At 73.3% G+C, this 23,741-nt stretch carries 20 protein-coding genes and 3 pseudogenes; 14 read left to right on the top strand and 9 right to left on the bottom strand.

All coding sequences use genetic code 11. The features are described 5' to 3' along the window. Positions 1-123 precede the first annotated feature (123 nt). Positions 124-825: an alpha/beta fold hydrolase gene (locus AC3EUJ_RS23805; RefSeq protein WP_431964538.1), complete on the top strand. Its 702-nt coding sequence runs from the start codon at positions 124-126 to the stop codon at positions 823-825. Between the two features lie 61 nt (positions 826-886). Here AC3EUJ_RS23805 and AC3EUJ_RS23800 read toward each other — a convergent pair whose 3' ends face one another. Beyond that, positions 887-1,822: an AraC family transcriptional regulator gene (locus tag AC3EUJ_RS23800; protein ID WP_431964536.1), complete on the bottom strand. Its 936-nt coding sequence runs from the start codon at positions 1,820-1,822 to the stop codon at positions 887-889. Between the two features lie 41 nt (positions 1,823-1,863). Further along, on the bottom strand, positions 1,864-2,544 hold the full coding sequence (locus tag AC3EUJ_RS23795) for an NADPH-dependent F420 reductase (RefSeq protein WP_431964534.1): 681 nt from the start codon (positions 2,542-2,544) through the stop codon (positions 1,864-1,866). Positions 2,545-2,943: 399 nt separating this feature from the next. On the opposite strand from AC3EUJ_RS23795, the gene AC3EUJ_RS23790 reads away from it, so the two are divergent. The 5 genes from AC3EUJ_RS23790 to AC3EUJ_RS23770 all read left to right on the top strand — a co-directional run bounded on the left by AC3EUJ_RS23790 (position 2,944) and on the right by AC3EUJ_RS23770 (position 9,551). Continuing rightward, the gene (locus AC3EUJ_RS23790; RefSeq protein WP_431964532.1) at positions 2,944-4,356 is read left to right on the top strand and encodes a hypothetical protein; all 1,413 of its coding nucleotides are present in this window, start codon (positions 2,944-2,946) and stop codon (positions 4,354-4,356) included. Between the two features lie 75 nt (positions 4,357-4,431). Continuing rightward, positions 4,432-5,712 carry an AAA family ATPase gene (locus tag AC3EUJ_RS23785; RefSeq protein ID WP_431964530.1) on the top strand — a complete coding sequence of 427 codons (1,281 nt, stop codon included), beginning with the start codon at positions 4,432-4,434 and terminating at the stop codon, positions 5,710-5,712. Beyond that, a complete protein-coding gene (locus AC3EUJ_RS23780; protein WP_431964528.1) occupies positions 5,709-6,968 on the top strand; it encodes a vWA domain-containing protein in 1,260 nt (419 codons plus the stop codon). Before AC3EUJ_RS23785 ends, AC3EUJ_RS23780 begins: the two co-directional genes overlap by 4 nt. Before the next feature lie 154 nt (positions 6,969-7,122). After that, complete coding sequence (locus tag AC3EUJ_RS23775) at positions 7,123-8,535, top strand: APC family permease (RefSeq protein WP_431964526.1); 1,413 nt, start codon at positions 7,123-7,125, stop codon at positions 8,533-8,535. Then, the gene (locus tag AC3EUJ_RS23770; protein WP_431964524.1) at positions 8,532-9,551 is read left to right on the top strand and encodes an acetamidase/formamidase family protein; all 1,020 of its coding nucleotides are present in this window, start codon (positions 8,532-8,534) and stop codon (positions 9,549-9,551) included. The genes AC3EUJ_RS23775 and AC3EUJ_RS23770 overlap by 4 nt, the downstream gene beginning before the upstream one ends. 118 nt (positions 9,552-9,669) lie before the next feature. Here AC3EUJ_RS23770 and AC3EUJ_RS23765 read toward each other — a convergent pair whose 3' ends face one another. Together AC3EUJ_RS23765 and AC3EUJ_RS23760 are read right to left on the bottom strand one after the other, a co-directional pair. After that, on the bottom strand, positions 9,670-10,143 hold the full coding sequence (locus AC3EUJ_RS23765; protein ID WP_431964522.1) for a carboxymuconolactone decarboxylase family protein: 474 nt from the start codon (positions 10,141-10,143) through the stop codon (positions 9,670-9,672). Between the two features lie 90 nt (positions 10,144-10,233). Next, complete coding sequence (locus AC3EUJ_RS23760) at positions 10,234-10,824, bottom strand: flavodoxin family protein (protein WP_431964520.1); 591 nt, start codon at positions 10,822-10,824, stop codon at positions 10,234-10,236. A gap of 487 nt (positions 10,825-11,311) precedes the next feature. On the opposite strand from AC3EUJ_RS23760, the gene AC3EUJ_RS23755 reads away from it, so the two are divergent. Then, positions 11,312-11,920, top strand: coding sequence for a flavin reductase family protein (locus tag AC3EUJ_RS23755; protein ID WP_431964518.1), 609 nt, complete (start codon positions 11,312-11,314; stop codon positions 11,918-11,920). Positions 11,921-11,959: 39 nt separating this feature from the next. Then, on the top strand, positions 11,960-13,147 hold the full coding sequence (locus AC3EUJ_RS23750) for a barstar family protein (RefSeq protein ID WP_431964516.1): 1,188 nt from the start codon (positions 11,960-11,962) through the stop codon (positions 13,145-13,147). Positions 13,148-13,513: 366 nt separating this feature from the next. Here AC3EUJ_RS23750 and AC3EUJ_RS23745 read toward each other — a convergent pair. Then, positions 13,514-14,331, bottom strand: a pseudogene (locus AC3EUJ_RS23745) (threonine synthase). Positions 14,332-14,355: 24 nt separating this feature from the next. Here AC3EUJ_RS23745 and AC3EUJ_RS23740 point away from each other — a divergent pair. Then, positions 14,356-14,796: pseudogene (locus tag AC3EUJ_RS23740) on the top strand (GNAT family N-acetyltransferase); the annotation flags it as partial. Between the two features lie 71 nt (positions 14,797-14,867). Here the strand turns inward: AC3EUJ_RS23740 and AC3EUJ_RS23735 are convergent. Continuing rightward, a complete protein-coding gene (locus AC3EUJ_RS23735) occupies positions 14,868-15,071 on the bottom strand; it encodes a hypothetical protein (protein WP_431964514.1) in 204 nt (67 codons plus the stop codon). 603 nt (positions 15,072-15,674) lie between these two features. Here AC3EUJ_RS23735 and AC3EUJ_RS23730 point away from each other — a divergent pair. Further along, positions 15,675-17,531 (top strand): FHA domain-containing protein, encoded by a 1,857-nt coding sequence (locus tag AC3EUJ_RS23730; protein ID WP_431964512.1) that lies wholly within the window; start codon positions 15,675-15,677, stop codon positions 17,529-17,531. Between the two features lie 9 nt (positions 17,532-17,540). Here AC3EUJ_RS23730 and AC3EUJ_RS23725 read toward each other — a convergent pair whose 3' ends face one another. Continuing rightward, positions 17,541-17,888, bottom strand: a complete 348-nt coding sequence (locus AC3EUJ_RS23725) for an ArsR/SmtB family transcription factor (protein ID WP_431964510.1) — start codon at positions 17,886-17,888, stop codon at positions 17,541-17,543. 83 nt (positions 17,889-17,971) lie between these two features. Here AC3EUJ_RS23725 and AC3EUJ_RS23720 point away from each other — a divergent pair, with 83 nt between their 5' ends. From AC3EUJ_RS23720 to AC3EUJ_RS23710, 3 genes are all read left to right on the top strand, one after another. Further along, positions 17,972-19,282 carry an MFS transporter gene (locus AC3EUJ_RS23720; RefSeq protein ID WP_431964508.1) on the top strand — a complete coding sequence of 437 codons (1,311 nt, stop codon included), beginning with the start codon at positions 17,972-17,974 and terminating at the stop codon, positions 19,280-19,282. Between the two features lie 113 nt (positions 19,283-19,395). Continuing rightward, positions 19,396-20,877: an MFS transporter gene (locus AC3EUJ_RS23715; protein WP_431964506.1), complete on the top strand. Its 1,482-nt coding sequence runs from the start codon at positions 19,396-19,398 to the stop codon at positions 20,875-20,877. Next, positions 20,874-21,437 (top strand): TetR/AcrR family transcriptional regulator, encoded by a 564-nt coding sequence (locus AC3EUJ_RS23710; protein WP_431964504.1) that lies wholly within the window; start codon positions 20,874-20,876, stop codon positions 21,435-21,437. The genes AC3EUJ_RS23715 and AC3EUJ_RS23710 overlap by 4 nt, the downstream gene beginning before the upstream one ends. 248 nt (positions 21,438-21,685) lie before the next feature. Here AC3EUJ_RS23710 and AC3EUJ_RS23705 read toward each other — a convergent pair. Further along, positions 21,686-21,889 (bottom strand): annotated as a pseudogene (locus tag AC3EUJ_RS23705) (lipase); the annotation flags it as partial. Positions 21,890-21,944: 55 nt separating this feature from the next. After that, entirely contained in the window at positions 21,945-22,514 is a 570-nt protein-coding gene (locus AC3EUJ_RS23700) for a TetR/AcrR family transcriptional regulator (protein ID WP_431964502.1), read from the bottom strand. 479 nt (positions 22,515-22,993) lie between these two features. Here AC3EUJ_RS23700 and AC3EUJ_RS23695 point away from each other — a divergent pair, with 479 nt between their 5' ends. Continuing rightward, entirely contained in the window at positions 22,994-23,728 is a 735-nt protein-coding gene (locus AC3EUJ_RS23695) for a hypothetical protein (protein ID WP_431964500.1), read from the top strand. Positions 23,729-23,741: the final 13 nt, after the last annotated feature.

The raw sequence follows: 23,741 nt of genomic DNA, 5'->3' as shown, positions 1-23,741 counted from the left end.
CGGGACGGGCGCGCAAGAACGCCGGACGGGCGCGCATGGTCCGCCGCGGGCCCCCGGAACTACGGTCGGTGACGGACGCCGTCACCGGCGTCCGCGTACCCGACCGTGTACCGAAGGCCTCACATGACCACTGCAGACAACAGCCGCCCCGCCATCCTCCTCGTCCACGGTGCCTGGCACGGCGCCTGGTGCTACGACCGGCTCGTGCCCGAACTCACCGCGCTGGGCTGGCGCGTCGAGACCGTCGACCTGCCGAGCGCCGCGGCCGACGAGGCGAACACGGCCGGGATGTACGACGACGCGCGGGCCGTCCGGGAGCGCCTGGACGCGGTCGAAGGCCCGGTGACCGTCCTCGCCCACTCCTACGCGGGCATCCCCGCCACGCAGGCCGCAGCGGACGCGCCGAACGTCTCGCGCATCGTCTACCTCTCCGCGTTCGTGCTCGACGAGGGGGAGTCCATCGACGGCATGAGCGGCGGCAAGATCTCCGGCGCCGGCGTCGACTCGCTGTCCGCGCACGGCCACTACGAGGACCCCAAGGCCGCCTTCTACGGGGACGTCGCACCACGGGACGCGGAGGAGGCCACCGCGCGACTGGTGCTCCAGACGGCCAGGTCCTTCTGCGAACCGCTCACCGCCGCCGCGTGGAAGACCGTGCCCTCCACCTACATCCTCACCGAGCGGGACACGGCGCTCGCCCCGGAGTTCCAGGAGGCCATGGCGGCCCGTGCGCAGCGCGTCCACCGGCTGCCCTCGGGGCACTCGCCGTTCCTGTCCATGCCCGTCGAGCTGGCCAAGCTGATCACCACCGACGCCGGCCGGTGACGATCGCCGCACCCCGCCGTGCGGGCTCCCGGAGGTCGTCTCCGGGGGCCCTCACCCGGTCTCACCCGGTCTCATCCGGGCGGTGCGGTTCCGTCGTGCGGTAACGTCCGGGCGAGGACCCCATGACGCGCTTGAAGGCGTGGCTGAAGGAGCTCTCCGAGCCGTAGCCCCAGCGCGCCGCGATCGCCGCGACGGTGCGGTCGCTCGTCCTCAGCTCCCGTGCCGCGGAGCGGATGCGCCAGCATGCGAGGTACTCCAGCGGCGGCACGCCCACGGTCCTGGTGAACCGGTCGGCGAACCGGGACCTCGACATCCCGCTCCGCCCGGCGAGTTCGGCGACGGTCCAGGGGTGCGCGGGCCGGTCGTGCATCAGGCTCAGCGCGGCCCCGATGTGCCGGTCGGCGAGCGCGGTGAGCCAGGCGCCGCCCTCCGGCCCGTGCTCGGCCACGTGGGCCCTGAGCAGGTGGACCAGCAGGACGTGGGCCAGCCGCTCCGTCACGAAGGGTGTGCCCAGCGCGGGCTCACTGGTCTCCGCGCGGAGCAGTTCGAGCGCCGCCCGGATGCCCTCCGCCGCGGTGGACCCGGCGCCGACGTGGATCAGGGGCGGCAGGACGTCCAGGAGCACGGCGGCGTTGGCCTCGTCGAGGTCGAATCCGCAGCCCACGACGACCGCGTCGGGTGAGGTGCCGATCCGGACCGCGTCCCCGGGCGTGAAGCCGTCGAAGACCTCGGCGCTCGGCACCGCCGGGACCTCGGCGCCGCCCGACAGCTCGTATGCGCGGCCGCCGCCGAGCAGGTAGCAGTCGCCCGCCTTCAGGGTCACCGGTCCCGGGGTCCCGGCCACCGCGATCCGGCAGTCGCCTCGCAGCACGGCGCCGAACTTGATGTGCCGGAAGCCGGAGAAGCCGACGGCCCACGGTTCCTGGGCCTCCAGCCGCGCGAAGCTCCCGCTGCGCAGGTCGAGCAGGCCCAGGACGTCGGTCAGCGGATCGGTCACATGTCCTCCGGCGCCGTCGGCGGATGCCGCGGGCGCGTCCGTCAGCGGGTGGCCGCGGCGAGCGCGGCCCGGATTGCGTCGGCGGGCACAGGGGTCGCCGTGGCCTTCGTGAAGTCGGCCTCGCCGCCCGAGTACGGCAGACCGTAGACGGGGGTGCCGGGCTGGGAGCGCCAGCTGTCGGCGAGGGTGCCGTAGCCGACGGCATCGTAGCCGAGTGCGTCGAGGAGTTCGGCGGCGTGCGCGACGGCGGCCGGGTCGTCGCCGGCGATCGGCAGGGCGGTCCGGTCGGGTGAGCCCTTGGGGCGGGCGAGATCGCCGAGGTGGCGGAAGAAGATGTTGTTGAACGCCTTCACCACGTGGGCGTCGGGCAGGTGGCCCTGGAGCAGCCCGCTCTCCGTGGTGGTCCCGTCCTCGAGTGCGGCGATGCGGCCGTCACGCTCGGGGTAGTAGTTGCCGGTGTCGATGACCGTTTTCCCGGTCAGCGGTGCCACCGGGACCTGGTCGAAGGCCCCGAGCGGGATCGTCACCACGACCCAGTCGCCCGCCGCGGCGGCCTCGGCCGGGGTCGCCGCGCGCGTCCGGGCGCCCAGTTCGGCGACCAGACCGTCCAGGGTCTGCGGCCCGCGCGAGTTGCTGAGCACCACGTCCAGGCCCGCGTTCACGGCGAGTCGCGCCAGGGTGCCGCCGATGGATCCGCTGCCGATCAGTCCAAGAGTTGCCATGTCAATCGCAACCCCGCGCCCCGCCGTTCTGTTTCCGGCCGGCCGCAAAGACCGGGCAAAGCGGTCGGCGGTCAGTCGCCGGGGAGCAGCGTGAACACCTGCTCCACCCTTCGGGCCGGCGCCGCCTCGCCGGCGTCTTGGAGCGCGGTGCTGCCGATGGTCCTGCGCATCAGCCAGAAGCCGGCGACGATGGATGAATCTGGAACTGACCGGCCGCCGGGCCGGCGACGTCCGCCGTGCGGCCCGGGAACCGGCATCGGGTGAGGGCGGGAGCCGTCGGGTGAGTCGCCGCCCCGGGCAAGGGGCCTGACAGACCGTGACGGAGAACGCTATGCTCCCCGCGATGACGACCTACTCCCTTTCCAGATTGGGGGTCCCGTCCGCGCAAGGTGAGTGCTGATGCTCACTCCGATCGCGAACGAGGATTCCCGCCTTTCCCTCTGGCTGCGCGTGCGCGAGTTCGCCGTGCCGCCCTCCATGGTCGAGGCCGCCACCGCCCGCCGCCGCCGCGGTGACTGGAGCGGGGCGTGCGCCGCCGCCGGTCTCGACGTCGACCTCAACCTGCGTTCCCTCGCCCGCACCCACGGCCGGGAACTCGCGGCCCGGGTCCGGGCCGATCTCCGCCATCTGGCTCCCGACCTGCTGCGCTGGCACATGCCGCGGGTCGCCCCCGACGGTCTGCTGCGCCCGGGCCTGACCATCTCCCTGGCCCGGTACGGGGCCTTCGGACCGGAGGACGGGGACCGCGTGCACCTCGTGGCCAGGACCCCACCGGCATGGGCGGACGGCGGGCAGCGAATGAGCCTCGCGCTGTGGGACCCCGCCCGCCCCGAGGCCGGCGCCCTCCACCATCCGCACCCCCGGCCCCACCGGCGGTTCCGCCTCAACCTGCACCGCCACCTGTGGGACGCGCGCAGAACCGGCGAACTGCGGTTCCGCGCCGGAACCGGCCGCGGGCCCGCCGATCGGCCTCTCCTCCCGGACCCGCAGCCGCCCGGGCCACCGCCGCCGCAGCACCGCTGCGCGGCCGACCGGTGGGAGGACGAGGCGAGGATGGTGCTGCGCGCCGAGGGCCGGACCACCGGCGCCGTCACCGTGCGCCTGGGGTCCCGCCACCGGCTGCTCGTGGACGTGAGCGACGGTGGCGGCACGGGACGGCCCATCGCGCGGATCGCGACGGCCGCGGACGGCGCACGCGCCCGGGCGCTGCCCGTGTTGCCGGAGGCGGCGACCTGGGTGCCACCGGACCTCGAACTGCTTCAGGCCGGCCTGATCGACGCCGACGGGCTGCACCCGCTGGTCGCCGCCGCGCTCGTGCCCGGCCACACGCCGTCCGGCCCGTCCCTGCCGCGGGGGCGGCAGGGACAACCGCGCGTCGTGGAGTGCCGGGGCGCGCTGCACCGGATCGGCATGGTCGACGGTGTCCTGGCCGCGCTGGACCACGACCCGGACGAGATCCGCCGCGAGGAACTGCTGGTCGCGCTGACCGGCACCCCGCTGCCCTGCCTGCGGGCGATCGACCGGGCGCACCGGCGTCCGGAGTCCCTCGCCGACGTACGGGCACGTCTGGACCACGGCGACACCGTCGGCGCGCTGGCCGTCGTCGAGGGCCTGCTCGGGCCCGGCGCCGTGCTCCGCGACGGCCCGCTCCGGGACGAACTGGAGGCGGCGGCCCAACGGCGCATCGCGTACGGCCTGTTCAGAGCAGGCCTTGCCGGGCCCGCCCCCGGACGCGTCCCGCCGCGCGAGCGCTTCCCGGCACCCGGCGGCCGCTCCGGCCGGTCGCAGCCGCGGCACCGCACCTCCCGCTGACCCCGGGGCGTGCGCGGCGTCCCCGCGCAGGCCCCCGTACCCCCTTCGACTTCACGAACCCCAAGGTGACCATCCATGCCCACGCACGCCCCGTCCGCCCCGTCCGCCCCTGCCGCCCCGTCCGCCCCTGCCTCCGTCCCAGCAACCGCACCCCAACTCGAGGTCGCGGAATCCCTGTTGTCGCTGCTGCGTGACACCACCACCGAACCGCGCCCCGACACCCGACTGGAGGCCCTCACCCTGGCCGTCGCCGCCGACCTGCCGGTGCTTTTGTGGGGCGAGCCCGGGATCGGCAAGACCGCGGCGCTCACCCAGCTCTCCGCCGCGCTCGACCTGCCGCTGACCACGGTGATCGCCAGCGTCCACGAGCCCTCCGACTTCTCCGGGCTGCCCGTCGTCGGGGACGACCCCGCCGAGCAGGGCGTCCCGATGGCCCCGCCGGACTGGGCCGTCCGCCTGGTGCGGGCCGGCCGGGGCCTGCTCTTCCTCGACGAACTGTCCACCGCGCCGCCCGCCGTGCAGGCGGCCCTGCTGCGCCTCGTGCTCGAACGGCGGATCGGCGCCCTGCGGCTGCCGCCCGCCGTCCGGATCGTGGCCGCCGCCAACCCCCCTTCCTCCGCGGCCGACGGCTGGGAACTGAGCGCGCCGCTGGCCAACCGGTTCGTCCACCTGCAGTGGACCCATGACCACGACGTGGTGGTGCGCGGCCTCGGCGGGACCTGGCCCCGGGCGACGCTGCCGCGGCTCGACCCCGGAAAGCTGCCCGAGGCCGTGGACTTCGCCCGGCGCGCGGTGTGCGGGCTCCTCGCCGCCCGCCCCGGCCTCGTCCACCGCCTCCCCGGCAACGAGGCCCGGCGCGGCGGCGCCTGGCCGTCCCCCCGGAGCTGGGAGATGACGCTGTGCCTGATCGCCTTCGCGACCGCGGCCGGCGCCTCCCGGGAGGTGCTCTCCCTGCTCGTCAGGGGCACCGTCGGGGACGGCCCGGGGCTGGAACTGCTGGCGAGCATGGACCGGATGGACCTCCCCGATCCCGAGGAACTGCTCGCCGACCCCGCGGCTGCCGTCCTGCCCGAGCGCGGGGACCTGCGTCAGGCCGTACTGGACGGTGTGGTGGACGCCGTCCGCAACCGCCCGGAGAGGTCCCGCTGGGACGCGGCGTGGGCGCTGCTGGTCCGGGCCCTGGAGACCGGGGCCCCCGACCTGGTCGTCGTCCCCGCGACCACGCTCGCCTCGCTGCGCCGTGAGGACTGGGACGTACCCGAGGCCGTGGAGCGGCTCGCCGGAGTGGTGTCGCTGTCCCGGCGCGCCGACCGGGCGGCCGCCAGGTCCGGGCTCGTCGCGAAGGCCGGCCGGTGAGCGCGGACGCACCGGGGGCACTGGACCTCGAGAAGCTCTTCGCCGCCCGCCTGTACGCCGCGCGGGTCCGGCCCTACCTGGCGACCGCACTGTTCGCGCTGCATGTCGTGGAGTCCCGGCGGGTCCCGACCATGGCCGTCGACCCGCACTGGCGGTGTTACGTCTCACCGGCGTTCGTGGACCGGACGCCGCTGGAGCAACTGGCGGGGGTGTGGGTGCACGAGGTGTCCCACCTGCTGCGCGACCACCACGGGCGCGGCGACCGCGTCGCACGGGAACAGGGGCTGGAGGGCCCGGCGGAACGGCTGAGGATGAACATCGCCGCGGACTGCGAGGTGAACGACGACGCCTTCGGGGAAGGTCTGGACACGCCCCAGGGCGCCGTCATCCCGAAGTCCCTGGGACTTCCCGAGGGGAAGCTCATGGAGGACTATCTCGGGCGGTTCGGTCTCGGCCCGTTGACGCAGGACTTCGTCTGGCTGGACTGCGGCAGCGGCGCGGACGGCCTGGAACGGGAGTGGGACCTCGGACCGGCGGGCGCCGAAGGCCTGAGCGAGCAGGAACGCGACGCCGTCCGCTTCCGCGTGGCGCAGGGCATCAACGGCCGCCCGGGCCACGCGCCGAAGAGCTGGCGACGGTGGGCGGAGGAGGCGTTCCACCCGCCGCAGCCGTGGCGGCAACTGCTGGGAGCCGCCGTACGCTCGGCGGCCTCCGGCGCCGGCGCGGGCGAGGACTACAGCTACGGCCGGCCCTCGCGCCGCTCGGCCGGCGTGCCCGGTGTCGTGCTGCCGAGCCTGCGGCGCAGACCGCCCCGCGTCTGCGTGGTCATCGACACGTCCGGCTCCGTCAGCGACGCCGAACTGGGCAGCGCCCTCCTCGAAGTGACCGCGATATCCCGCGCCGTGGGAGGCCGCCGCGACATGGTCACCGTCGTGCCGTGCGACGCCGCGGCGAGAATCGCCCACCCGCTGTGCCGCGCCGAGGGCATCCCGCTGGTGGGCGGCGGTGGCACGGACCTGCGCACCGGCTTCACCAGGGCGCTGCGCACACGGCCCGGGCCCGACGTCGTCGTGGTGCTCACCGACGGCCAGACGCCCTGGCCGGCCTCGCGGCCGCCGTGCCGTACCGTCGTGGGCCTCTTCCCCCGGCACGGAACGCACCGGTCGTGGCGCGAGCACGATGCCGACCACGTGCCGGACTCGCCGCCCGACTGGGCGCGCGTGGTCCACATCGGGTCGTCCGGCACGGCGGGGTGACGGCGCCGGCGGTGCCCGGGCGGGCGTGCCCGGGCACCGCCGAAGGCGATCTCATGATCCGTCAGAATCCTTGTGCACAAGCGTTCCCCTGCGTCGGCCCCGGACCCTAAGATCACCCCGCCAGTCAGGGGACCGCGGCCGCCGGGGAGGCGACGTGAGCGACAGCGCACCTCAAGGGCAAGATCTCGAGAAGTACGGCTACACGCAGCAGTTGGCGCGATCACTGGGCTTCCGGGACCTGGTGGTCTACGGCCTGGTCTTCATGGTGCCGATCGCGCCGTTCGGCATCTTCGGCGGCGTCTTCCAGGGCTCGGGCGGCATGGTCGCCCTCGCCTACGCCATCGGCATGCTGGCGATGATGTTCACCGCTCACTCCTACGCCCAGATGTCCCGGGCCTTCCCGATGGCCGGGTCGGTCTACTCCTACGCGGGGCGGGGCATCGGCGCGCCGGTCGGCTTCCTGTCCGGCTGGATGATCCTGCTCGACTACATCCTCGTGCCGGCGCTGCTCTACTTGATCGCCGCCGTGGCGATGAACTCGCTCGTCGCCTCGGTGCCCGTGTGGATCTGGCTGATCGGGTTCGTCGTCCTCAACACCGTCGTGAACTGGCTCGGCATCGAGATGACCGCCCGGATCAACAAGATCATGCTCGTGGGCGAGCTGATCGTCCTCGTCATCTTCCTGGCCGTGGGCGTCACCGCGCTCGCCCAGGGCAAGGGCAACGGATCCGGCTTCCATGCCTTCTACGACTCCGGCACCTTCTCCTGGTCGCTCGTCTTCGGGGCGGTGTCGATCGCCGTCCTCAGCTTCCTCGGCTTCGACGGGATCTCCACGCTCGCCGAGGAGAACCGCGAATCGGCACGGGCCATCGGCCGCGCGATGGTCACCGCCCTGCTGCTCGCCGGGGCGCTGTTCATCGTGCAGACCTGGGTCGCGGCGATGCTGGTGCCCGACCCACAGGCGCTGATCGACACTGGAGACCCGGACGGCACCGCCTTCTACGACGCCGCGCGCGTCGCCGGCGGCGCCTGGCTCGGCACACTGAGTGCGCTGGCCACCGCCATCGCCTGGGGCTTCGCCAACTCCCTGGTCGCCCAGGCGGCCACCTCACGGCTGCTGTTCGCGATGGCCCGCGACCGGCAACTGCCCCGCTTCCTGGCCACCGTCGACGCCCGCCGCCGCGTCCCCGTCAACGCCACCCTCCTCGTGGCGGTGGTCTCGCTCGTCCTCGGCCTCTACATGAACTCCCGGGACGACGGCATCACCCTGCTCAGTTCGCTGGTCAACTTCGGGGCGATGACGGCCTTCCTGGTCCTGCACGTCTCGGTGGTCGTCCACTACGTCGTCCGCCGGGGCAGCCGCGACTGGTGGCGCCACCTGATCGCACCGCTGATCGGCTTCGCGATCCTCACCTACGTGGTGATCAACGCGAAGGTCACCGCCCAGCGACTGGGCTTCCTCTGGCTGGCGATCGGCGCCGCACTGCTGGTGGGCCTGCTCATCTCCGGCCGGCGCACGCAGATACCCGACGAGCCCGCCGTGGCCGAGGAGGCCGGACAGTCGTGAACGATCCCGACGTCGTACGGCTCCACCCGACCCCCGAGCAGTACGCCTACGCCTTCGGCGGCCGCGAGCCGTTGCTGCGGGTACGGCCGGGCACGATCGTGGAGCTCTTCACCGAGGACTGCTTCGGCGGCGTGGTCCGGGGCCCCGAGGACCTCCCGAGCAAGGTGTGCGAGTTCCCGTACCTCAACCCGGTCACCGGCCCGATCCACGTCGAGGGCGCCGAGCCGGGGGACACCCTGGCCGTCCACTTCGTGGACATCGAGCCCGCCCGGGACTGGGCGGTGTCCACCACCTTCCCGCACTTCGGGGCGCTGACCACGACGCATTCCACGGCGATGCTGCACGAGCCGCTGCAGGAGGTCGTCTGGCGGTACGGGATCGACCGCGAGCGCAACAGCTGCCGGTTCCGGGCACGCTTCTCCGACCACGAGGTCGAGTTGCCCCTCGACCCGATGCACGGCACTGCCGGGGTCGCCCCCGCCGCGGGCGAGGTCGTCATGAGCATCACCCCGGGCGCGCACGGCGGGAACATGGACACCCCCGAGCTGCGCGCCGGCACCACGCTCTACCTGGGCGTCAATGTGCCCGGGGCGCAGCTGGCGATCGGCGACGGGCACTGCCGGCAGGGCGAGGGCGAGGTGTGCGGCACCGCGGTGGAGGCCGCCATGCACACCGTGGTGGTGATCGACCTGCTCAAGGGCGGTGCCCCCGCCTGGCCACGCCTGGAGAACGACCGCTTCCTGATGTCGACCGGGTCGGTACGGCCGCTCGAGGACGCCTACCGGATCAGCCAGCACGACCTCGTCGGCTGGACGTCCGCGCTCACCGGCCTGCACCAGCTGGACGCGTACCAACTGGTCAGCCAGGCCGGACTGGCGCCCATCGGCAACGTGGTCGACACCAACTACACCGTGGTCGCCAAGCTGCCCAAGAGCGTGCTGGACGGCCCGCCCGCGTACGACGGCCTGCACAGGGCGCTCCGCGAGAAGGGCCTCGAGTACCTCCGCACGCGCTGAACCGCCGCCGGCGCCGCGAGGGACGGCCGGAGTACGCCGTCCGTCCCCGCCCCGGGGTCGGGGGCGGGACGGGGACGGACGGCCCGGCCTCAGCGGCGCCGGCGGCGGGAACCGCGGGTCAGCCGAACATGCCGAGCTGATACCCCCCCGCGGGCTGCTGGTTGATCACGTTGATCCGGTTGTACGCGTTGATCACGGCGATCAGCGAGATCAGGGCGACCAGCTGGTCCTCGTCATAGTGCTTGGCGGCGTTCGCCCAGACCGCCTCCGAGACGCCACCGGAGGCGTCGGTGATCCGGGTGCCCTCCTCGGCCAGCTCCAGGGCGGCCCGCTCGGCCTCGGTGAAGACCGTCGCCTCGCGCCAGGCGGCGATCAGGTTCAGGCGCACCGAGGTCTCACCGGCCGCGGTGGCCTCCTTGGTGTGCATGTCGGTGCAGAAGCCGCAGCCGTTGATCTGGCTGGCGCGGATCTTCACCAGATCCTGGGTGAGAGCCGGCAGCGTGGACTCCGCCAGCACCTTGCTCGCCGAGTTCAGATGCCTCATGACCTTGCCGGCGAGGGCGTGGCCGAAGTAGTTCACGCGGGCTTCCATGGTGAGCTCCTCTGGTGTGGATTGGGATTCGCAGTGATGACCGGGCTGCCCCGCGAGATGTGACAGCGGGGCGAAAGCGACGGCGACCGGTCAGGCGCCGACGGCCGCACGTCCCGCGACGTGGATGCGGGCCTGCTGGGCGACCCGCCGGCCGAGGTGCTCGGCGGTCGCGATGTCGGCCTTGTGGACCTCGTCCACGCCGACGTCGGTGTGCGTCTGGGCACCCGCGCCGAGGTAGATGCCGAGGCGGTTGAGGTCGTCCTCGGAGCCGGTGGTGCTGTTCCAGCCCGGGTGCAGGCCGAGGTTGACCCAGGTCATGCCGTGCTGGGCCGCGAGGATGCTGAAGTACTGCAGCGTGTGGAGCTTGTCGCCGCTCTTGGCACCGGAGTTGCTGAAGCCGGCGGCCAGCTTGTCCTTCCACGAGTGGACGAACCAGCGCTTGGAGGTCGTCTCCGCGAACTGGTGGAAGGCACCCGAGGCAGTGCCCATGTAGGTCGGCGAACCGAAGACGATCGCGTCGGCGCCGTCGAGCAGCCCCCACTGCTCCTCGGTGATCTCGTCGACCCTGACGAGGTGGACGACGGCACCGGCTTCCACGGCACCGGCACGCACCGCCTCGGCGATGACGGTCGTGTGGCCGTAGCCGGAGTGATAGGCGATCGCGACGACGGGGGTGGTCATGGACGTGCTCCTCCTGCGGTGGTCTTTCCGGCTCCCCGCGGGGGAGCCCTCATTCACCAGGACCGGACAGTGCCCGCCGCTATGACACCCACCGGCCGTTTGTGACCAGGAGCACGCCGACCGCCGAGGCGATCCCCGGACCGGTCAGCGGCACGCGGCGCCGGGCTCGAACGGGCCGGTGCCGGGGCGGTGAGGGACCCGGCGTCGGTCTTCGGGCCGGCCGCCGTGCCCTCCGGGCCGAGCGCGCCGCCCATGACCCGAGATACCCGGGGTCGTCAGCTCCAGCTCCGGGCCCACGGTCGCCGGCACCTCCGCCGGACCGGCCCACGGCATATCGCACCCTCCACGAGGCGCGCGCCCGGCCCCGCGAGCCGCCTCGACGGGGGACGGCTCCCACCGCCGCCGATCGGCGCCACCCCCGGGCCCGACACGCCGGGGGGCGGCCGGGCGGGCGGGACGACGGGCAGTGGCCGTGGATACTGCGGCCATGCGCGTCGACTTCGATCCCGAGGCCATGGGCGGCTCCGCCTTCTACCGCTTCCTGACCTCCGTGGTCGTGCCCCGGCCGATCGCGTGGATCTCCACCGTCACCCCGGACGGCCTCGCCGAGAACCTCGCGCCGCACTCCTTCTTCAGCATCGCGAGCACGGATCCGCCGATCGTGCAGTTCACGTCGATCGGCCGCAAGGACTCGCTGCGCAACGTCGAGGACACCGGCGAGTTCGTGGTGAACTTCGCCACCGAGGCGTTGATGCCGCTGGTCAACGCCACGGCCACCGATTTCCCACGGCACGTCAGCGAGTTCGACCACGCGGGCATCGAGCGCGAACCCAGCCTGCGGGTGCGGCCGCCCCGGGTCTCCGCGTCACCGGTCGTCCTGGAGTGCCGCTCGCACGCCGGCCTGCGGATGGGCAACTCCACCCTCGTCTTCGGGCGGGTGGTGCACGCCGCCGTGGACCGGGAGGTGCTGGTGGACGGCCGCCCGAGTGCTCCGTTGCTGCGGCCGCTCACCAAGCTCGGCGCCGACGAGTGGGGCACGCTCGGCGAGATCCGGCACCTGAACCGGATTCCGTACGAGGAGCCCGGCCCCCTATGATCGTCGCCGGCCGCCGGGGCCGGGGGAGGGGCTGGGCTCGTGGACGGGGACGGTTCGGTCCGCGAGGTCGTGTGGGGGCGGGAGCTGCCCCTGCGCTTCGCGCTCGTCGACGAGGAGTGGGACGGGGAGCAGACGGTGTGGGCGCGGTGCGTCGACGCCGAAGGACTGTTCAGGGACCGGGCCGCGTTCAGGGAGCGGCTGACCCTCCTCGGCTGCGCGCCCACCGGTCGGCTGCTCAGGGCCGCCGAGCGGTCCGCCGGGCACGCGCCGGTTCCCTTCGGCCAGTTGGACCTGATCGTGGACGACCTGGACGCCGAGGATCCGTACACCCACGACTACTTCACGCTGGAGGACCTCGACGTCATCGACGGCCGGCCCGCCACGGAAGACCCCTCGCGGCTCGACCTCGTCGTCGAGTGCGTGGTCACCCACGCTCCCTACTCCGGCCGCAGGCAGCCCCCGAGAGCGGATGTCATCCTGCTGAACGGCACCAGCGGCGGCCCGCTCGGGCGCTGCCGGCGGGTGGACGGCCTGTACGGTCACCGCCCGGCGCCCGCCCGGCGGCCCGTACGGCTCATCGGCTGCGAGCCCTCCCCGAAGCTGCTGCGCCGGCTGGTCGTGCCCCGCCACGGCGGCGACAACCTGTGGCTCTGGCTCCTCGACCGCACGGGCCGGCCCACCGCGGTCCAGGAGCAGATAGCGGTGGAGGCCGACGAGTGCCGCCCCTCCGCGCTGGGCGGTGCGCTGATCGACGTGACGCTCAAGGGCGGGCTGCTGCGCCGCATGCCGTTCCCGTCCGAGGCCCGGCCCGTGTGGGAGGCCTGGCACGAGGGCCCACCCCGGGAACGCAACGCATGGGCGCGGTTCCAGGCCGAGGGGCGCCGGGAGTGGCTGGGGTTCACCGAGACGTGCGCGGGCCCCGAAGAGCCCGGCACGGTGTGCGAGATGGACGGGCGGTACGTCACCGACGTCCCGGGCCTGCACTGCGCGGTCGGCGAGGCGGTCGGCGGCCCCGGCCGCCGATGGCACCAGTGCTGGAACGTGCTGCGCGGCTGCCAGTGCGGCGGCGAGGCGCCGCGCGTGCCCTTCACGCTCGTCTGGCACGACGCCGACGTGGCCCGGCACGCCCTGGCCGGCGTCAGCGTGGACACCGACGGCGAGCTGGGCTACTTCGACGCGGTGGTGCCCTTCCTGGAGCGCATGGGCGTGGCCGTGGTGCTGCGCTGACCACGCCGGCGGCGCCATCGACCCGCGGATCACCAGGCGGCGCGGCTGCGGTTCGGTCCCGGAGCCGCCGGCGGACAGGGCGCGCGCGGCCACGCGGCCCAGGCGACTGACCGCCACCCGCCCGGGCGGGTGGCGGCCCTACGCGTACGGGCCGCCCCGGAACCGGCCGGTGAGCGCACGGAGCTGACGCTGGTGCCGTACCCGACCTGGGCGAGCAGCGGGCCCTCCACCATGCGCGTCCGGATGCCCACCGCCCGGGCCGCCGCGGGCGGGCCCGGTCCGGCGCCGGAGAGCTGACCCGCCGTCACGACGGCCCCTGTCGCACGCCGGACGCCGCCGGGCGGGAGGCCCGGCGGCGGCGCGGACTCAGGGGATGCGGTCGGTGAGTTCCAGGACCGGCGGGTCGACCCGGAAGGTCTCCGGGTACTTGGCCGCCGCCCCGGTGTTCAGCACCACGACCTCCTCGTCGCCGGACAGCCAGCCCTGCTCGCGCAGGACCCGCACCGCCGACAGGGTCGCCGCTCCTTCCGGGCACAGCAGCGCCCCGTCGGCGGCGGCGCACCTGTCGCGGTCGGCGAGCAGCTCCTCGTCCTCGACGGCGACGGCCCGGCCGTCCGTCTCGTACAGCGCGTCCAGGACGAGGAAGTCGCCCAGCGCCTTAAGCACGGTGATGCCGAACGCCACCGTGCGCGCGTCCTGCCACGGCTCGCTGGTGCGTTCGCCCTTCTCGAAGGCGCGCACGATGGGGGCGCAGCCGGCGGCCTGCACGCTCACCAGCGTGGGCATCGGCCCCTGCAGCCACCCCAGGGCGCGCAGTTCGAGCAGGGCCTTGTGGATGCCGATGAGGCCGACGCCGCCGCCGGTGGGGTAGACGATGACGTCCGGGGCGCGCCAGCCGAGCTGTTCGGCGATCTCCAGCCCATGGTCTTCCTGCCCTCGATGCGGTAAGGCTCCTTGAGGGTCGCCGCGTCCATCCAGACACCGGGCTCGGCGGCGATCTTCTCCGCCACCAGCCGGCCCGCGTCGCCGATCAGGCCGTTCACCAGGTACAGGCCGGCCCCGGCGACAGCGCATTCGGCGCGGGTGATCGACGGCGCGTCCGCGGGCATCGCGATGAGCGCGTCCAGGCCCGCCCGCGCGGCGTAGGTCGCCCATGCCGCCCCCGCGTTGCCGTTGGTGGGCATGGCGATCCCGCGCGCGCCCAGCCGCCCGGATACCCCACCGACGGGGACGTTTTCGCCGCCCGGCGCTTCCTGGACAGCCGTGCGGACACCGGCGATCCCCGGCCGTTCGGCAACTACGGGATCCGCCGCCGCGAGGACGGCCGGGCGATCGGCGGCATCGGCTTCCACGGCCCCCCGGACGAGAACGGCGGCGTCACGATCGGCTACGGCCTCGTCCCCTCGGCGCGGGGCAGCGGCTACGCCTCCGAAGCCCTGCGCGAACTGCTGCTGCTCGCGCGGGCACACGGCGTCACCCGCGTGAAGGGCGACGCCGACCTGGACAACGTCGCGTCCCACCGCGTGATGACGGCCGCGGGCATGCGGCCGGCCGGACAGGACGAACGCGTCAGGTACTTCGACATCACATGGACCGGCGCGACGGCGAACACATCGCGGACCGCACCGGGGCCGCGTACCCGGGGATGACGTGGGAGCCCGAGGAGGCCTTCGCCGCTGTCGCCGACCACCACCGGGGGCGCCGAAGCGGGACGAGCCCCTCAGTTCTGCGTCCAGCGGTTCCGCAGCCGGGCGAGCTCCGTCGACCACCTGCTCCGGCGGTGGCCGCCGACCGCTTCGGAGGCCTCCGGCGGGGACACGGGCAGCCGGACCGATTCGCTGTACGTCTTCCACGCCCGGTACCAGTTGGGCGCCAGGACGGCGGCGAGCATGATGAGCGGGACGAGCACGGCGGATATCAACACGGCTGCTCCCTTCCGTGCGGCCGTCGCGCCGGCGGGGGCGCGACGGGCTGCGAGCGCGGACAGGGGTCGGGGGACGCGGGTCCGCCGACCGGACCGGGTGGAACGGGCTCCGTCCGATATCGTCCTCCCGGCCGCGGCATACGCAAATCGAGTGAACGGCCGCCGGCCGTGCCGCTCCTGGTCACCGTGCCTTCCCCCGGTCGCGACGTGGGCCGCGCCGCTGCCGCCCCCGATGCTCCGAACGGATGACGGGGTAGCGCCCTTGGCCACGGGTCGTGGGGGCCGCTCCCCTGACCGGGCCGAAACGGTCCGCCAGTGGATGGCCGCGGCGGCGCCGTGCGCGGCGGGCCGAACGGCGCGGGCTCCGCCTGCCCCGGCGGCAGGTTCCGGCGGCAGTCAATCCGCCGGATGACGGAGGCGGCCGGCCTCTGCGGTCGTAGCTGACGGCCGCGGGGAAGGTGGTTCCGCGCAGTCTTCCGCCGGGGGTGTTTCCCGCGGTGGGCGAGATGGGCAGCCAGGGACTGTGCGTGCGTTCCCCGGGGTTCGTTGACATGTGGAGATGAGGGACCAATGCCTCCTGAGATAGTCGGGCGTCGAGGCGCGTTGGCAGGGGAGAGGTTCGGGATCGGCGACAAGCCCCTCACGTTCGGGCGCAAGGCCGGGAACACGGTGGTGATCGCCAGCGTCAGCGTGTCCCGTCTGCACGCGGAGGTGCGCCGCGAGGGCCACGGTTTCGTGCTCTACGACCGGGGGAGCAGCAACGGGACGCGGGTCAACGGGGAGCGCGTCACCTCGCACGTGCTGCAGCCCGGCGACGAGATCGCCATCGGTGACGAGACCTTCGGCTTCGAGGCCGCCGACGCGATGGAGACCATCCTGGACCTCTCCCTGCTGGAGGCGCTGATGCCGCCGGCGGAGCCGGCGGAGCCCGGGCCGGTGCTGAGGGTGACGGTGGCGGGCGGCGGTCCGGTGGGGCTGGCGTTCGCGCTCCTGCTGGAGGACCTGATGGGCCGGCGGGTCTCCGTCACCGTCCATGACAGCCGTTGGACGCAGGACGGGGACCGCGTCGTCTGGAAGGACGAGGGGCAGGGCAACGTCCGCCGCCAGCAGGTCGTGACGGTGCAGAGCCGGCAGTACCTGAACCTGCCCGAGGCGGTGCAGGACCGGCTGTTCACGGAGGGCACGTACACCGAGATGTGGCCCGCGGGCCCCGACTCGATCCGGGGTCACAACCCGCGCAACATCCGCATCGCCTACATCGAGGACACGCTGCTGGACCTGGCCAACGCCAAGCGCGACCGCATCCGCCTGGTGCCCGCCCGGTTCGACGCGGCCGAGCAGCAGGAGGCGGTGGCCCGGGACCACGTCCTGGCGATCTGCGAGGGCGGGCGGTCCCGCACGCGCGAGCACTTCGCCGCCAGGTTCGGGACCGCCGACACGTCCATCTACTCGCTGGACGGTGAGCACCTCCAGGACGTGGTGCTGGGCCTTCGCGTGAGATCGAAGCTCTCCGACCCCATGACCGTCCTGCTGACGGTCGCTCAGAATCGCTTCCTCCTCAACTCGCTGCGGGGCGAGGGGTTCCTGAACATGCGCCTGACCGACGCGGAGGCGCGGGAGGTCGTCGGCATCGACCCGGTGCGTCAGGTCTTCGAGCAGTGCATCGCCTCCCGCCCCTGTGTGATGAGCCGGGACGGCCACGGGGACTTCCACTGCTCCACGCACAGCACGTTCTTCCTGCCCGCCCTCATCAAGGGCTCGGCGCTCTGGCAGCGCGTCAAGGAGTGCCTGGCGCTCTTCGACGTCGACGAGCGGGACCTGAGCGCGATCACCGCCTTCCGGCTGGACATGGTGCAGCGCCCGCGTTTCACGGCCCGCCTCCACCCGGCGACCGCGGCCACCCCGGGGACGTACGGGTTCCTGCTCGGCGACGCCGCCAACGCCATCCACTTCTGGCCCGGGCGCGGCCTCAACAGCGGCCTGGCCTCCGCCATTTCACTGGCCCGCACGCTCAGCGGCACCTGGCGCGGCAGGGCGCTGCGCGACGCGGACTTCGTACGGCACGAGGCGGCGATGTCGATGCTCCAGTACCGGCACAAGAGCCGTGCCTGGAACGCGATGATCACCACAGACGAGAACGGGGTGGGTCAGGCGATCAAGGACAAGATCGCGCGGAGCATCGAGGAGTCCGCCGCGGGAAAGCCGGACCGCGAGGCCGACATCGACGCCCTCATGGAGCAGCTCCGCGCGATCCGGGAACGGCTGGCCCCGCGCATCGCCGGGATGCCCGACGACCCGGCCCTGCGACAGCGGTTGGAGACCCTCGGCGACGAGACGCTGCGCACCCTGCGGGACAGCGGTCCGTGGGACACCGTCACCGTCGGTGGCGAGGAGGTCGACATCGACATCTTCTACCGGGACGCGCGGCCCGCCTCGCGCACGACCCCGGTGGTCACCTGAGCCGCCCGGTCAGAGGCCGACGGCCCCGGGCGGTGCGGCGCCCGGCTCGTCGAGGACGGCGGTGATCAACCCGGGGAAGCGGTCCTCCAGGTCCGCACGGCGCAGGCTGACCAGGCGCTGCCGGCCGTGCGGGTCGTTGCGGATGACGCCGGCCTCGCGCAGCGTCTTGAGGTGGTGGGAGAGCGTGGACTTCGGGATCTCTCCGTTGACCGGCTGGCAGGCCGCACCCTCCAGGGGGTGGTCGGCCAGCCGGCGCACCAGCTCCAGCCGCGAGGGGTCGCTCAGGGCGAAGAGCACATCGGTCAGCACCAGGTCCGCGGTGTCGGGGTGCGGCAGCTCCCGGGGGGCTCCAGTCATGGTTCGATAATAGTTGAACAATCGGCGTGCGTCTGCTTACTCTCGAATGGTTCGATATTTTTGGAACCATTCGGAGTACCGATATGCACACCCAGCGCCTCACGCGGCGGATGCCGCGACCGGTCGGCTTCTGGTTGCTGGCCGCCACCCTGCTCGCCTTCCTGGCCGCCTCCAGCGCACCCTCCCCGCTCTACGTGGTCTACCAGCACCAGTGGGGTTTCTCGCCGATCGTGCTCACCACGATCTTCGCGGTCTACGTGCTCGCGCTGCTGGTGGCGCTGCTCACCGTGGGAGGGCTGTCCGACCACGTCGGCCGGCGGCCGGTGCTCCTCGCGGCGCTGGTCGTCGAGGCCGCGTCCATGGTCGCGTTCCTCACCGCGGACGGGGTCGGAGCGCTGTTCCTCGCACGCGTCCTGCAGGGCGTGGCGACGGGCGCGGCGGCCGGGGCCATCAGCGCGGGGCTGATCGATCTGCAGCCGTCGCCCACCTCGCCCCTCGGCTCCCTGCTGAACACCGCGGCGCCGGCCACCGGACTGGCCGCCGGGGCACTGGGCGCGGGCCTGCTGGTGCAGTACGCCCCGGCCCCCACCCGTCTGGTCTTCGTCGTGCTGACCGCCCTGTTCCTGGTGCTCGCGGCGCTGATGCTGTTCCTGCCCGATCCCGTCTCGCCGCGACCGGGTGCCTGGGCCTCGCTGCGGCCCCGGGCGGCCGTGCCGGTCCAGGCCCGCCGGACCTTCCTGGCGGCCACGCCCTGCCTCGTCGCCACCTGGGCGATGGGCGGGCTCTATCTCGCGCTCGGCCCGTCCCTGACCGCCGGGGTGCTGCACATCGGCAGCCATCTGGTCGGCGGCCTGGTGGTGACCACCCTCTTCGGGATGGGGGCCGTGGCCTCGCTGGCCGTCCGCGACGTGACGCCGCGGCGGATGATGACCGGCGGCTCGGCGGTGCTCGCCGTGGGGACCGGGCTCACGCTGCTCGCCCTCGCCGGACCGTCCACGACACTGTTCTTCCTCGGGACCGGGCTCGCCGGCCTCGGCTTCGGCGCCGCCTTCCTGGGCGCGTTCCGCTCCCTGGCGGTACTGGCCCGGCCCACCGAGCGGGCGGAGTTGTTCGCGTCGGTCTACATCGTCAGCTACCTGGCGCTGAGCGTTCCCGCCGTGGTGGCCGGGCTCGCCGTGCCGTCCTTCGGCCTGCACGACACGGCGACGGTGTACGGCTCCGCGGTGGTCCTGCTCGCGCTGCTGGCGGCCGTCTCGGGAGCCGTCGTGCACAGGCCCCCGGTCGTGGTACCGGCGACGGCCGTGCCGGCGGAGGAGCCTTCCGCGGCGACGGGCCGGCGGACCGTGACGGCGGTCGCCTCCGCGCCGGCCGGCGAGCCGGGGTCCGGCATCTGACCGTCGCGCCGGGCGGGGCCCGGTAGGACCTCGCCGGCGGCCCCCTGGCGGGAATTGTGTCATCACTCGATGACTACACTTGATGACATCGCTTGGTGACATCAAGGAGAGTCGTGGAGAACCCCGCAACGGCAGGGCCGCCGTCCGGTCGGCAGCGCGCGCTGGTCCCGGTGCTGATATCGCTCGGCATGCTGGTCGCCGTCGTCAGCAGCCTCGGCGCGCCACTGGTGCCGACCATCGCCGCCGAGGAGCACGTGTCCCTCAACGACGCCCAGTGGTCGCTGACCGTCACGCTGCTGGTGGGCGCGGTGGTCACACCGGTGATGGGCCGGCTGGGCGACGGACCGCGCCGCCGCGCGGTGATCCTCGCCGCCCTGGTCGCGGTGCTGACCGGCTGCGTCCTGGCGGCGCTGCCGCTGGGCCTCGGCTGCCTGATCGCCGGACGAGCAATGCAGGGCCTCGGCCTCGGCCTCGTCCCGCTGGCCATCGCCACCGCCCGGGACGCCCTGCCGCCGGAGCGGTCGCGCCCCGCGGTGGCCATGCTGTCGATCACCACGGTCGCCGGGGTCGGTCTGGGCTACCCGGTCACCGGGTTGATCGCGCAGTCCTTCGGGCTGTACGCGGGCTACTGGTTCGGGGCGGCGGTCAGCGCCGCCGCGCTGGTGGCCGCCGCCATGGTCCTGCCGGCGTCCCCACGCCGCGCCGCGCCGCGACTGGACCTTCCCGGCGCGGTGCTGCTCGGCGCCGCCCTCGCCGGAATGCTGCTCGCGCTGAGCGAGGCCGAGCTGTGGGGCTGGTCCTCGGGGCGGCTGCTCGCCCTGGCCGGGCTCTCGGCGCTGCTGCTCGGGGCATGGGCCGTGCACGAGCTGCGGACCGCGCGGCCGCTGGTCGACCTGAGGCTGATCAGGGACCGCACCGTGCAGACCGCCAGTGTGACGGCGCTGGTGGCCGGTCTCGGGATGTACCTGCTGGTGTCGTCGGTCACCCGGTTCGTACAGACGCCGAGCGACGCCGGTTACGGGTTCGGGGCCTCCGTGGCCGTCACCGGGCTGGTCCTGCTGCCGTTCTCCCTCGCCAGCATGGCCGCGGGCCGGATCGTGCCGCCGCTGGCCCGGCGCGCCGGCACCGCGGTGGTGCTGCCGGTCGGGTGCGCGGTCTCCCTGGCCGCCGTGCTGACCTTCGCCCTGGCTCGCGGACAGCTGTGGGAGCTGTTCGCCGTCATGGCAGTGGCCGGCTTCGGCATCGGCTGGATGTTCGCCCTGCTCCCCGGACTGATCGTGGGCGCCGTGCCCGCGCACGAGACGGGCAGCGCGATGAGCTTCAACCAGGTGCTGCGCTACGTCGGCTACTCCACCGGAAGCGTGCTGAGCGCCACCGTCCTGCAGGCCCACACCGTCACCGGTCACGTACTGCCCACGGGCGACGGTTACCGGACGGCCGCCCTGCTGGCCTGCGCGGTATGGTCGGCCATGATCGTCGTGACCGCGGTCCTGCCGCCGAGACGCCGACGTGGTGCGGTCGCCGCTCGCGTACCGGGGGCGGCCGTCGTGCCCCGCACGCCGGACGAGGACGCGGCCCGGGAGGTGGTGCGGTGACCGACGGCTCGCCCTCGCGCAGGCGGGACGCCACGCGCAGCCGCGAACTGCTGCTCCAGGCGGCGGGTGAGCTCTTCGGCGAGCGGGGCTTCGACCGCACCACCACCCGCGACATCGGAGAGCGCGCGGGCGTCGACCCCGCGCTGATCGCCCGGTACTTCGGCAACAAGAGCGCCCTGTACATCGCCGTGCTGCGTGCGGAGACGGGTGACACGCCCCCGCCGGACCTGCTCGACCCCGAACGTCTGCGTGCCCTCTTCGAGCGCAGGGACCGGCGTGGCGCGGGCCCCGTCTTCCGGTCGGCCGTCCACGCCCACGACGATCCCGCGGTGCAGGACGCCGCTCGCGCCCAGCTCCACCTGCGTCTGGTCGACCCGCTGCGCGAGCGGTTCGCCCGCGACGGTCTGGACCGGCCGCAACTGCGAGCGGAAGTGGCGACCGCCGCATTCGTCGGGGTGCTGCTGGCCCGCGGCGCGGGAACGCTCGACGAGCTCGCGGCGGCGGACTCGGAGGAACTGCTGCCCCTGGTCCTCGCGGCGTTGCGGTCTCTCGACACGTGATCGTCCCGGCGTCCCGAGGTGCTCGTCAGCCGCTGGCCCCGCTCCCGGATGGGCCGTTCGCGGCCTGCCGCGGGCGCACTGGGTGATCGCCTCGAGCACGCCGCGGTTGTGGTGAGCGTAATCGTCGCGGCAGGTGTGGCGGGGGATGAACCCGGCCTGGATCTCGCCGGGCCAGGGCTCGTGGCCCTCGCGGCAGCGGGCGAAGCGCTCGAGGTCGCTCGCGTGCAGCTCGTGCGTCGCGGAGCGGGCCTCGTCCTCCGCACGCCGGACGGCTGGGCCTCGGCCAGGGCCAGTTGCCCGTCGGGGATCTGCCGGCGTGCCGCGGCGGGCAGACGGTGCGGGAGCGGCCCGAGGCGGGTGCGCTCCACGTCGAGGGCGCCTCGCAGCAGTTCCTCGGTCACGGGAGTGATGATCAGGTTCTCGTTCGCGTGCAGGGTGCGATGCCGGTCCATGGGCTGGGTGCGGGCCGGGCCCGTACGTTCGGTGGTGACGTGCCGGGGCGCGCGCTCAGGACGCCGGCCGCTCGCGCAGCAGGGCGTCGAGCGAGTCCAGCGCCCACGACCACGACTCCTGCGCGGTGACGGGCGTGTGGTCGAAGCCCCCGGCCAGTTCGAGGCTGACGTAGCCGTGGAAGACGCTGCCCAGCAGACGTACGGCGTGCGTCTGGTCCGGCTCCGGGAGGTCGTAGCCGCGCAGGATGGCCCGCGTCATCTGGGCGTGGCGGACGCCGGCGCTGGCGGCCGCGGTCTGCGGGTCGAGCCTCAGCTGCGCCGCCGCGTAGCGGCCGGGGTGCTCCCGGGCGTACGCCCGGTACACGTTCGCGAAGGCGACCAGGGCGTCCTTGCCCGCGCGGCCGGCGAGGGCCTCGGCCGCCCGGTCGGCGAGTTCCTCCAGGGCGAGCAGGGCGATCCTGGTCTTCAGGTCCTGGGAGTTCCTGACGTGCGAATACAGGCTCGCGACCTTGACGCCGAACCGCTCGGCGAGGGCCGAGCAGGTCACCTGGGCGAAGCCGACCTCATCGGCGAGCTCCGCTCCCGCCCGCGTCAGGCGTTCCGCGGTGAGTCCTACACGTGGCACAGTGCGCCTCCCTTCTCCGTAAAGGATTATGCGCATACCTAAAGTAATTAGGCAAACGCCTAGTGGCGATCTGGGTGTGGGCACGCAACGCTACGAACGGCCCACTCAGGATGCGGGGCAGGTCACGGCATGTAACGGTCGTCATGTGCATTTCGGGTTCGGCTGGGACCAGGGGACTCCTGGACGGCTTCTGCCGTCGCATGATCGTCCGCCTCGCCCAGGACGCCGGGGTCAACTGCCCCGAACGACCCCTGTCGTACAGGGGGCCGTGACCTCGGACGTATCCCACCCCGCACGATCCACAAACCACTCCCCAAGTTCTGCTGAAACGTGAAGGGTCGACTCGACCGCCGCCGTGTCGTGCCGCGCTGCGGTGTGCCGCGCGACGCCTCGGCATGGGCAGTGGGCCGCACCCTTCGGCTACCCGGAAGGAATGGGCTGTGAAGGCTCGTCTTGGCTTGAGCCGGGGAAGGACGCTCGTGGCCGTTGCGCTGGCCACGATCGTCACCTCGGCCCTCACCGGATCGTTGTCCGCCGTCGCGGACGGCCACTCCGGCAACTCCATAGGCTCCGACCACTGGGGTGTCATCACCCGGAACACGATCGGCTCTCCTGTCGCCGTCCTTCGGGACGGCCCGTTCGGCTCGTTCGGTGTCACCGGATCCGCCTCCCGGCCGCCCTACGGCAACGGCAGCCTGGGCATCGAGGTGGCGGACGACTCCACCTCCCTGAATCCCCCGAGTGAGAAGGTCGACTTCGGCAACGAGGTCGACTTCTACGGCGGCCGGGTCCGGGACCTGACGGCGCTCGGGTTCCACGTCTTCCAGACCCAGGAGAACGTGGACTTCGCCAACGCACGCAACCTGCCGAACATCAAGATCGAGATCAACCCGAGGCTGACGGCCGACCCCTACTCCACCATGGTGTGGCTCCCGCCCGCGGTCACGCAGACGAACCGGTGGAGCGGCCCCCTCAACGCCGTCACGACTGGCGAGTGGTTCCTGTCGGGCGGTGAACTGACGCCGCTGTGCACCCAGTCCAGCCCGTGCGACTTCATGACGCTGAGGAACGCGCTCCCGCAGGCGACCATCTACTCCGTCGCCGTCGGCAAGGGCCGCGACAACCTCTGGGCCGGCGCGGTCGACGGCCTGCGGGTCAACCGGTACGTGTACGACTTCGAGGCAGATGGCGTCAGGGCCCGCCGCGTCGGCTGACGGCCGTGACCCC

It is taken from the genome of Actinacidiphila sp. bgisy160 (assembly GCF_057707815.1).
This window is presented reverse-complemented; position numbering and strand designations above follow the sequence as displayed.